Below are 9845 nucleotides of genomic sequence, written 5' to 3'. Positions count from 1 at the left end.
CCGGCGGACATCGCCCCGCGATCACCACCAGCGCCCCCATGGGCACCCGCGGCAGGAACCGCTCAAGCAGCCACTCCTCCCAGCCCCGCACACGTTCGACGTTGTCGACCAGCAACACCGCGTCCGCGTCACGGAGCACCCGGCCGGCCTCGGCCTCGAACGCCGCCGGAGACGGCTCCAGCGTGCGCCCGTCCACCAGGGACACCGCACGGCCCGCCATCGTGGCCTCGCACGCGAACCGACGTAACAGGGCCGACTTGCCGATTCCGCCGGGACCGTGCACGTACAGGACGTTGCAGCCGCCGCCGTACAATGCCGCCTGGAAAAGCGCGAGCTCTTCCTCACGCCCCACGAACGCCATATCCCGCGCGGCCTGAAGGCGCGATCCCAGCGATGCGGATTTATCACTGCTCCCCGATGACATATCTCCTAACCCCCTCCGGACATTGCCGGTCCGGGCTCTCGGACGCGCTGGTCGGAAACTCTCGGTGACCCATTCACGAGTGCCGGTCGGTCGGCCGAACTGCGGGAACGCACGCCTGACGCACCTCGATGCCCCGAAAAGGACAACAAGTCGTGATAATACCGCTCACCGTCCATCACGAGTGCTGCACGGTGCGTTTCCATGCATATTCGGGCACCTTGGAGCGAATAATTCTCCCGTCCGAGGCATGGATCGTGCATCTGAAGAATGCGATATCGCAGAGCCGGGTCGCCGGCGCATGGTCACAAGTCTGTACCAGCCGGGGACGCCTCAACCAGGGACAGCCACTCCCACCTTCACGGCCCGGCCGCACCTGCACGCGTGCGTCGACCCGGAGTCAAGCCGCCCATGGGACACCAAACCGATATGGGAACGGTCCATCCAGGCCCACTGGTCATCAATAGGATCGTTCCACATCATGTCCCACTACCTGGGAGTTGTCCCCGTGCGTACCCGATCCCTGCTGACCGCCACCCTGTTAGCCGCGTCCTCCGTCGTCGCCGCGCAGCCCGCCTACGCCGCCGCCCCCGCCGTCCAGATCACCAAGATCTACTATGACTCGCCCGGTTCACCGGACTACGGCGCGAACAGCAGCCTGAACGGCGAGTACGTGCAGATCAGGAACATGACGAGGAAGGCCGTCAACCTCGCCGGCTGGACCGTGCGCGACGCGACCAGGCGGCAGGACCACATCTACAGGTTCGGCACGTTCACCCTCAGGGCCGGGAAAACGGTCACCCTGCGCACCGGAAGGGGCAAGAACACCAGCACCACCCGCTACTGGGGCAGGAGCGGAGGCACGCTGGCCTACATCTGGAACCAGACCAGCGACACCGCCTACCTGCGGAACCCGGCCGGGAAACTGATCGACTCCTGCGCGTACAACTCCTCGCGGCAGTCTTACAAGGTCTGCTGAGCCGGCTTTCCCGGGCACGTGGTGGTGCGCCTGCCGGTCTCGAAGTAGGCGATCACCTTCGCGGCGCAGCCGGGCACCTGCGCCGCCGAGCCGTGCACGTCGTCGTCGATGCTCACCAGCGTTCCGCCGATGGCCGCGCGCATGACCCGCGCCCATTCGTACGGTGTCACGGTCTCGTAGCGGTGGCCGGACAACATGAGCGACCCCCCGGTGGGCCGTACCGTCGGCGTCATCGCCGGCAGCGGCCATCCCGCGCACATGTGCACGAAGTTCGCCGTCCGGCTGGTCACCGGATACCGCTTGAGACGCTGCTGGTAGTCCTTCCAGCTCGGCGCGAACGTGCTCGGGGTGGGGTCCTCGTTGCAGTGGTACGCGCGGCCGGCCGTCCTGTCGGTGCCGGTGTCCCCGCCCCCGCCCGCCGGGTTGCCGAACGCCTCCTTGACGGCCGGGGGCGCGGCCGGGCCCGTGGCGTCGGCGAGTTCCTTGAGCACCTGGGCCATCCTGGGCCACTGGCCGCTGGGCGGGCCGGCGGCCCGCGAGATCAGCCCGCCGTCCACGGTGAGGTCGATGTCGGTGAAGGACAGCGGTTCGAGGTCGTACCGCCTGACCATGTCCTCCACGGCCGACACCACCTGCCGCTCGGACGTGCCCAGGCCGTAGGTGTCGTGGCGTTCGGCCATCCACGCGGCCATGCGCCGGAAGTTGCGGTCCACGGCGTTGTCGTGGACATCCGTCCCGAAGTCCTGCCACGCACGGGGTGGGACCACGCTGTCCAGCCACATCCGGCCCACCCTGGCGGGATACATGGTCCGCATGACCGCGCCGAGCCACGTGCCCCAGGAGATGCCGAAGAAGCCGATCTTCCGCTCGCCCAGGGCGGCGCGGATCCGGTCGATGTCGCGGGCCACGTTGGGGGTGGTGAGCTGGCGCAGGAACGCGGGATCCCGCTGGACGCACTGCTCGCTCCAGGCGACCATGGCGGCGTAGGCCTCCCTGGCGCGCTGCTCGCCGATCGGGCCGGGCGGGGGCGTGCCGCGCGGGATGTCGGGGCAGATCACCTTGGTGCTGCGGCCGACGCCGCGCGGGTCGATGCCGATCAGGTCGTGACGTTCGTCGAGTCCCTCGGCACCCCTCATGACGAGGTGGATGGGCATCAGGTAGCCTGAGCCGCCCGGCCCGCCGGGGTTGAGCGCGACGCTGCCCAGGCGGTTCTTCCGGTCGGAGGCCCGCAACCTGGTCAGAGCCACCGTTATCTGCTTGCCGTTCGGTTCGTCGCAGTTCTGCGTACGCGGATCGTCCCGCAGTCCGTACGGGCGAGCAGCCGCCTGAACTCGGCGAACTGCTCCTCCTTCAGGTTCTGGTCGCGCAGGTCGTCGTCGGAGAACTCGGGGCATTTCTCCCACCGGATGGCAGGGATGCCGGACTCGGCGGCGGCGGGCAGGCCGGTCGTCAGGTAACCCAGCAGCAGGGCTCCGGAGAGCAGGCCACGACCCGCTGTCACACGCTTCACTGGTCGACGTCCTTTCGGCTGAGGTCACCGCGCCACACGGCGTGCCGGTTCTCCGGCGATCGCCCTCACTGTGCTCCCCAGGCTGTTTCCTCGCCGTTTCCGCCGGCCGCCGCGACCGGCGGTGTCAGTCGTCCAGTTCGCGGCGGAGCCGGTGCAGCCGCAGCGCCAGCTGCACCTCCAGCGTGTGGTCAGGGCTGTTCCAGTCCATGCCGAGCAGGCGTCTGACCCGGTCGAGCCGCTGGGTGACGGTGTTCGGGTGGATGTGCAGGCGTTTGGCGCTGGCGACGAGGCTCTGCCCGGTGGCGAAGTAGGTGTCGAGCGTCTCCATCAGCGCGGTGGAGCGCTGCTCGTCGTGCCGGATGACCGGCCCGAGCGTCCGCGCCACGAAGCGCACCGCGGACGCGCCGTCGCCCAGCAGCAGCCCGGCATACCCGAGGTCGTCTGCCGTGGCCGCGGCTCCCACCCGTTCGAGCCGGAGCAGAGCCTGTACGCAGGCCAGCGCCTCCGCGTACGCGCTCGGCAGGTCGGCCGGGTCGTCGACCGGTCCCGCTGCGCCGACGGTGACCGGCGAGCCGAGCCGCGTGGTCATCGAGCGTGCCGTCTGGCGGCCGGTCAGCGACGGGTCGTCGGAGGGCACGACCAGGATCGCCTGGCCGTCGCGTACCGTGCTCAGGCCGTCGCGGGCGGCAGCGAGGTCGGAGGCGACGGAGGCGAGGCTGCGCCGGTTCTCCGCCCGGATGTGCGCGACCACCACGGCATGCCGCTTCTGCGGCTGGTAGCCGATCCGCAGCGCCCGTTCGGCCAGCGACGAGTACGTACGGGGGGTGGGCGTGAGGAGGTCGTCGAGAAGTTCGCCGCGCACCCTGGCCTCGGCCGCGGCGAGGTTGCGGCTGAACAGCTGCAGCAGCGAGGCGACGACGGCGGCCCTGGCGAGCAGCCGCCTGTCCAGGTCGCCCACCTCGGAGGGCGCGGTCGGCGGCCCCCAGACGAGCGTGCCGATGTTCTCGGTGCCGGCGACGAGGCCGGTGACCCAGTACGTCCCGTCGTGGGTGGAGGCGGCGGAGCGGCCGGCGACACCGCCCACCGCGGCGGACATCGCCTTCAGCACCTCGTCGGAAGCTCCAGGGGTCCAGGCGACCGGCGTCTCGAACTCGTCGAAGATGGCCAGCACGCCGCCGAGCTGGTCGCCCGCCGCGGCCACGACCTCCTGCACGCCGCCGCCGCGGAGCACGATGGCCATGCTCTGGTCGTGGGCCGCGACCGCCCTCTCCTGGTCGGCAGCGCGCTGCCGGAGTGCCGCGTTCTCCCGCCGGAGCGCCGCCAGCGTCTGCTGCCGGTCGTGCCTCGACCGCGCCTGCTCGATGGCGGTCGCGGCGAGCGTGGCGAACGAGCCGAGCAGGGCGATGGCGTCGTGGGAGAACCAGCCCGGCGTGCGGTTGGAGGCGAACAGCACCCCGATGACCGCGCTGGTGCGCAGCGGTACGCCGACGATCGACACCTGCCGCTCCGCCCTGACCGAGGCGTCGACCGCAGGATCGTGCGTCAGCCGTTCGTCGCTGAAGTAGTCGGGCGTCGAGAACGGCGTGCCCGTCGCGGCGACCCTGCCGCCGATGCCGATCCCGAACGGGATCCTGACGTCCTTCCAGGCCGAGGATGTCGCGCCCACCATCACCTGCATGCAGGTCGCCCGGCCCTCGTTGTCGTTGAGGCTCAGGTAGGCCATGTCGCAGCCGAGCAGCCGCTGCGCCTGGCTCACGATCAGGCTCAGGATCGTGTCGGGGTCGCTGCGGTCCTCCGCGAGTTCCTTCGCGCACTCCACCAGCGCACGCTGCTGCTCATGGCGGCTGCGCCGCTTCTCCAGCGTGTCGCGGAGCTGGAGGGCGAGCGTGTGCTCGGCCTGCAGATCGGCTATCTCGGCGGGTGAGGCGGCGCCCGCCACCGCGTCGTGCAGGACCTCGTCGTAGTGGGGCAGCGGCGCACCGTCGACGAGAAGCTGGAGGAAACTGCGCCTGTTCACACCCTCGCTCCCGCCGACCCCGGCTCGTCCGCAGGACGCGTCCGGTGGTTCCGACGCTGCCGACCGCCGCTTGAAGGATGACTTGCCCATTGTTGTAACATTCGTGCTTCCACAATGGGCCCTAGTCAAGACCTGTGGCACCCGAAATGCCAGGCGGGTGCGATTTTCACCCTCGGCGCGCGCGGTCAGACCGGGGTGTCGACGGACTTCTTGGGCTCGGCGGCCACGTCGGCGGGCGTGGCGGGCGTACGAGGGGTGATCAGCAGGTGGCGGGCGGTTCCCCAGATGCCGCGGCGGAACAGCAGCACGACCACGATGAAGATGGTGCCCGTGATGATCCCGGTCTCGGCGAACCCGGCGGTGGCCAGGAAGTCCTGGAGCTGGACGATCAGGGCCGCGCCGATGGCGCCGCCCCACAGCGTGCCGATCCCGCCGAGGATCACCATCATCACGGCCTGCCCGGAGGTGGTCCAGTAGACGCCTTCGAGCGAGGCGAAGCCGTGGCCGACGGAGAAGACCCCGCCGGCCGTGCCGGCGAGCGCGGCGGACAGGACGAACGCCTGGAGCTTGTAACGGTCGACCGGATAGCCGAGGGCCCGCGCCCGGTCGGGGTTGGCGCGGATGGACACCAGCACCCGTCCGAACGGTGAACGGACGATCCGCCAGGCGGCGAACAGCCCGGCCAGCACGAACGGCAGGCCCGCGTAGTAGAAGGAGAACGAGTCGGACAGGTCGAGCCCGAACAACTCGCGCGGGATGCCCTGCAGGCCGTTCTCGCCGCCGGTGACGTCTCTCCACTGGTTGGCGACGAAATAGATCATCTGGGCGAAGGCCAGGGTGACCATGGCGAAATAGATGCCGCTGAGCCGTACGGACAGGAACCCGATCGGCAGCGCCAGCAGCGCCGTGAACACCGCGCCCCCCGCGATCGCGACGGGGAACGGCATCCCGGTGTGCAGCGCGATCAGCCCTGTGCAGTACGCCGACCCGCCCCAGAACGCGGCGTGCCCGAACGACAGCAGCCCGGTGAAGCCCAGCAGCAGGTCCACCGACGCGGCGAACAACGCCCAGCAGGCGATGTCGAGCGCCACCGGCGGGTAGATCAGCCACGGCAGGGCGAAGGCGGCGACGAGCCCGGCGGCGAGGAGCAGCCATCCGCCCCGGCCCGAGCGGGCCAGCCTGGTCAGGATCACCGGAACGCCTCCTCGCGTCCGAACAGCCCGGCCGGGCGCCACAGCAGCACGACGGCCATGAGGATGAACACCAGGATCTGCGAGAGCGCCGGCACGTACAGGTTGCCGAGGGCCGACACCAGCCCGACGGCGAAGCCGGCCGCGACCGAGCCGAACACCGAGCCGAGGCCGCCGATCACCACGACCGCGAACACGGTGATGATGAGGTCGGCGCCCATGAGCGGGTTGACCGCCCGCATCGGCGCGGCCAGCACGCCGGCGAACGCGGCCAGCGCGATGCCGAAGCCGAACACCGGGGTCACCCACCGGCCGACGTCGATGCCGAGCCCGCGGGTCAGCTCGGGCCGCTCGGTCGCGGCCCTGACGATCATGCCGACCCGGGTGCGCGTGAGCACCAGCCACACGGCGACGCACATCAGCACCGACACGGCCAGCACGAACACCTGGTAGGCCGGGTAGGTGAACAGCCCGAGGTCGACCGTGCCGTCCAGCTCCGGCGGCCTCGGGTAGGGCTGCGAGCTCACCCCGTACTCCCGCTTGACCAGGTCCTGGAGGATCAACGCGAGCCCGAACGTGAACAGGAAGTTGTAGAGCGGGTCGAGCGGCGTCAGCCGCCGGATGAACAGCCGTTCCAGCACGATTCCGGCGACGCCCAGCAGCGGCGGCACCAGCAGCAGGGCGATCCAGAAGTTCAGCCCGAACGCGTCGAGCGCGATGAACGCCCCGAAGGCGCCGAGCATGTAGAAGGCGCCGTGGGCCAGGTTGACCACGCCGAGCATGCCGAAGATGACGGACAGGCCGAGGGCGAGCAGGGCGTAGAAGGCCCCGCCCACCAGCCCGTTGAACGCCTGCTGGAGCACGCCGGCCGCCTACAGCTTGCAGGCCGGGTCGGGCTGCGGCTGGAACGCCTCCGACGCCGGGATGGTCTTGAGGACCTTCACGTAGTCGTACGGCTCCTTGACCTCGCTGGACGGCTTGACCTCCGACAGGTACGCGTCGTGCAGCAGCAGGTGGTCCTGGGCGCGGATGGTGGCGTTGCGGGCGAACATGTCCTCGATCTTGTGGCCTTCCAGCTGCTTGACCACCTCGTCGGAGTTGTCGGTGCCGCCGCGCTGCACGGCCTCGAGATACTGCAGGGCGGCCGAGTAGTTGGCCGCCATGTTGGCGGTGGGCCGCTTGCCGGTCTTGGCGTGGAACTTGTCGGCCCAGGCGCGGGACTTCTCGTCGGCGTTCCAGTACCACATGTCGGTGTAGCGGGTCCCGGCCAGGGCGTCCGACCCGAGCGAGTGGATGTCGCTGAGCGCCAGCAGCCCGACCGCGAGCCCGACGCCCTTGTCGCGCAGCTTGTACTCGTTGTACTGCTTGACCAGGTTGACGAGGTCACCGCCGGCCTGCATCGTGCCGATCACCTGCGGCTTGGGGTCCAGGTTCGGCGCCTTGAGCAGGAACGTGGAGAAGTTGTCGTTGGGGAACGGGGTCGGGTCGGACGCGACCACGGTGCCGCCCGCTTCCTTGATCGCCGTGCTGAAGGTCTTCTGCATGTCCTGCCCGAACGCGTAGTCGGGGTAGACGATGTACCAGTTCTTGGAGCCGTCCTTGGTGACCTCGGCGCCGGTGCCGTGCGCCAGCATGTAGCTGTTGTAGCCGTAGTGGAAGGTGTACTTGTTGCACTGTTTGCCCTCGAGTTCGGTGCTGGCCGCGCCGACGTCGATGAACACCTTCTTCTTGTTCTTGGCGATGGTGGCGACGGCGAACGCGGCCGAGGAGGTCGGCACGTCGAGGATCACGTCGGCCTGCTGCCGGTCGTAGAGTTCCTGCGCCTTGGAGTTGGCGATCTCGGGCTTGTTCTGGTGGTCGGCGTCCTTGACCTCGATCGTCTTGGACACCGCCTTGTCACCATATTTCGCCTGAAAGTCGGTCACCGCCATCTTGACGGCCTCGATCGTCTGACGTCCCGAGGTGTCGGCGTAGATGCCCGACTGGTCGTTCAGCACGGCCAGCACCACCTTGCCGTCACTGATCTTCTCGTCGCCACCGCCAGGACCGCCGCCGCATCCGGCCAGCAGCAGCCCCGTGGCGGCCAGGCAGCCGCCCCAGCCTGTGACTCTCATTCAGGCATCTCCTCTGTTTCCCCAGCGTCGTGGTCGTCAGATCCCGAGGTATTCGAGCAACTCGTGCTCGCGTTCGCGGACCTGGTCGTTGTCCAGCGACTCGACGATCCGGCCCTCGGCGAGCAGGTAGTGGCGGTCCGCGACGGTGGCGGCGAAGTGCACGTTCTGCTCGATGAGCAGGACCGTCACCCCGGCCGCCTTGACCTCGCGCAGGATCTCGCCGATCTGCTGGACGATCAGCGGCGACAGGCCCTCGGTCGGCTCGTCGCACAACAACAGCCGGGCGCCCGTGCGCAGCACACGGGCCAGCGCGAGCATCTGCTGCTCACCGCCCGACAACTTCGTCCCGGGGAACCGACGGCGTTCGCGCAGCGGCGGGAACGTCTCGTACACGCGCTTCAGCGGCCACGGCTCCTGGCCGCCCTTGGTCACGGGCGGGAGCAGCAGGTTCTCCTCGACCGACAAGGTGGCGTACACGCCCCGGTCGTCGGGGACGAAGCCCAGGCCGCGGCGGGCCCTGCGGTGCGGGGCCAGGCCGGAGATGTCCTCGTCGAACAGCGACACCGTGCCCGTGGTCCTGCCGTACGTGCCGTGCAGCCCCATCAGGCAGCGCAGCAGCGTGGTCTTGCCCGCGCCGTTGCGGCCGACCAGCGTGACGATCTCGCCCTCGTCCACCCGCATCGACACCTCGCGCAGGGCCTGCGCCTCGCCGTACCAGGCCGACAGCCGGTCAACGCGCAGCATGAGAGTCTCCGAGGTAGGCGGTGATGACCCGCGGGTCGTGGCGGATCTCGGCGTACGGGCCTTCGGCCAGCACCTTGCCGTGCTGCAGGACGGTCACCCGGTCGGCCAGGCTGGCCACCACGTTCATGTTGTGCTCGACCAGAACCACGGTCCGGCCCGCGCGGATCTTGCGGACAAGCTCGCTCGTACGGTCGACGTCCTCCACGCCCATCCCGGCCGTCGGCTCGTCGAGCAACAGCACCTTGGGGTCCAGGGCGAGGGCCAGCGCCAGCTCCAGCGCCCGTTTGCTCCCGTACGGCAGCGAACCCGCGGGCACATGGCCGTGGCCGGAGAGCCCGACCTGGTCGAGCAGCTCCTCGGCGCGCTCCGCGAAGCGGGCCAGCGCCCGGTCGGAACGCCAGAACCGCCAGCCGAGACCGGTGGGGCTCGCCAGCGCCAGCTCCACGTGCTGGTGCGGGGTGAGCTCGGCGAACAGGCTGGTGATCTGGAACGAGCGCGCCACGCCCAGCCGGGTGATCGCCTCGGGGCTGCGCCCGGCCAGCTCCCGGCCGCCCGCCAGCAGCACGCTGCCCGCGCTCGGCTTCAGGAACCCGGTGAGCAGGTTGAACAGGGTGGTCTTGCCGGCGCCGTTGGGACCCACCAGCGCGTGCACGCTGCCCTCGGCGATGTCCAGGTCCACGCCGTCCACCGCGAGGAAGCCACGGAACTCCCTGCTCAGGCCGCGCACCCGCAGGATGGGGACGGATCCGCCCGGGGCGGCACCGTGCCCGCTCCCCACCGGATCTGCTCCCATGCGCCCTCCTCGCGCGTCACGACGTGACCCGAGTCACGCTCAGACCGCCGTAACCGTGAACGCTAAGTGGCAGCCGG

At 69.8% G+C, this 9845-nt stretch carries 10 protein-coding genes; 1 reads left to right on the top strand and 9 read right to left on the bottom strand.

The features are described from left to right. Positions 1-352, bottom strand: a 352-nt coding sequence (locus GUY59_RS32090; protein WP_161714803.1) for an ATP-binding protein, incomplete at its 3' end; no start/stop codon positions are given. Positions 353-929: 577 nt separating this feature from the next. On the opposite strand from GUY59_RS32090, the gene GUY59_RS32085 reads away from it, so the two are divergent. Then, the gene (locus GUY59_RS32085) at positions 930-1400 is read left to right on the top strand and encodes a lamin tail domain-containing protein (RefSeq protein ID WP_252375084.1); all 471 of its coding nucleotides are present in this window, start codon (positions 930-932) and stop codon (positions 1398-1400) included. Here GUY59_RS32085 and GUY59_RS32080 read toward each other — a convergent pair. The 8 genes from GUY59_RS32080 to GUY59_RS32045 form a co-directional block, all read right to left on the bottom strand. Then, positions 1385-2647, bottom strand: coding sequence for an alpha/beta fold hydrolase (locus GUY59_RS32080; RefSeq protein ID WP_161714802.1), 1263 nt, complete (start codon positions 2645-2647; stop codon positions 1385-1387). The genes GUY59_RS32085 and GUY59_RS32080 overlap by 16 nt on opposite strands. Positions 2648-2649: 2 nt before the next feature. Beyond that, positions 2650-2910 carry a hypothetical protein gene (locus tag GUY59_RS32075; protein WP_161714801.1) on the bottom strand — a complete coding sequence of 87 codons (261 nt, stop codon included), beginning with the start codon at positions 2908-2910 and terminating at the stop codon, positions 2650-2652. Between the two features lie 124 nt (positions 2911-3034). Beyond that, the gene (locus GUY59_RS32070) at positions 3035-4927 is read right to left on the bottom strand and encodes a helix-turn-helix domain-containing protein (protein ID WP_161714800.1); all 1893 of its coding nucleotides are present in this window, start codon (positions 4925-4927) and stop codon (positions 3035-3037) included. A gap of 185 nt (positions 4928-5112) precedes the next feature. Further along, positions 5113-6120 (bottom strand): branched-chain amino acid ABC transporter permease, encoded by a 1008-nt coding sequence (locus tag GUY59_RS32065; protein ID WP_201761591.1) that lies wholly within the window; start codon positions 6118-6120, stop codon positions 5113-5115. Further along, complete coding sequence (locus GUY59_RS32060) at positions 6117-6980, bottom strand: branched-chain amino acid ABC transporter permease (RefSeq protein ID WP_138203925.1); 864 nt, start codon at positions 6978-6980, stop codon at positions 6117-6119. Before GUY59_RS32060 ends, GUY59_RS32065 begins: the two co-directional genes overlap by 4 nt. A 9-nt stretch (positions 6981-6989) precedes the next feature. Beyond that, a complete protein-coding gene (locus GUY59_RS32055; protein WP_138203927.1) occupies positions 6990-8231 on the bottom strand; it encodes an ABC transporter substrate-binding protein in 1242 nt (413 codons plus the stop codon). Positions 8232-8267: 36 nt separating this feature from the next. Continuing rightward, complete coding sequence (locus tag GUY59_RS32050; RefSeq protein WP_138203929.1) at positions 8268-8975, bottom strand: ABC transporter ATP-binding protein; 708 nt, start codon at positions 8973-8975, stop codon at positions 8268-8270. Beyond that, the gene (locus tag GUY59_RS32045; protein ID WP_138203931.1) at positions 8962-9768 is read right to left on the bottom strand and encodes an ABC transporter ATP-binding protein; all 807 of its coding nucleotides are present in this window, start codon (positions 9766-9768) and stop codon (positions 8962-8964) included. The genes GUY59_RS32050 and GUY59_RS32045 overlap by 14 nt, the downstream gene beginning before the upstream one ends. Positions 9769-9845: the final 77 nt, after the last annotated feature.

It is taken from the genome of Nonomuraea sp. K271 (assembly GCF_009908215.1).
Taxonomy (GTDB): Bacteria; Actinomycetota; Actinomycetes; order Streptosporangiales; family Streptosporangiaceae; genus Nonomuraea; species Nonomuraea longispora.
This window is presented reverse-complemented; position numbering and strand designations above follow the sequence as displayed.